1 protein-coding gene is annotated in these 539 nt (G+C 41.9%); it reads right to left on the bottom strand.

Features of this window, described 5'->3' with window-relative positions; all coding sequences use genetic code 11:
- A partial coding sequence (locus R8O11_RS30680; protein ID WP_412035103.1) for a VC2662 family protein occupies window positions 1-295 on the bottom strand: 295 nt, incomplete at its 3' end.
- Window positions 296-539: the final 244 nt, after the last annotated feature.

Here is a 539-nt window from a genome sequence, read left to right as displayed (position 1 = left end):
AAAAACCAAGTGACGCACATTTCATTTCTTGGTTTACTTTCGCTGCCCAAAAGAACAGACCGAAGTTCACACCAGTAGTACGGTCAGTTTCAGACATACCTAGAACTGAGAAGTCGACGCCTTTTACTTCGTTTACTTGGCCATGCAGTACCGCCAAACGAACACCACCAACAGCAGAGTTTGATGGAGCGTTAGTATGGTCGATCGTTGAAAACATCACAGGGGTGCTGTTCGCAAGAGCAACAGGTGATGCGATAGTGGCTGCAACAGCCAATGACGTCATAAGCTTTTTCATTTTTATCTCCATGATGGTAAGCAGTAATTTACAACATAGTGTAATGTTCAGATTTTGCGCTATTCGGACACAAAAAGTGTTAGCAATAGGTCATATTTAACAATCTGACTATCCTAGAAAAAAATTCATCTCAGTTATTTTTCTGTTTTTCCACTGACGCTGCCGGAACGCATCCCTCACAATTCACATCTTCTTTTACCTACACTGAAAAATGCACAGTGGGCAAACACCAGACGCAAAAAAG

The organism is Vibrio sp. 1288 (assembly GCF_033344475.1).
Note: the sequence above shows the minus strand (reverse complement) of the source record. Positions and strands in the feature narration are given on the sequence as shown.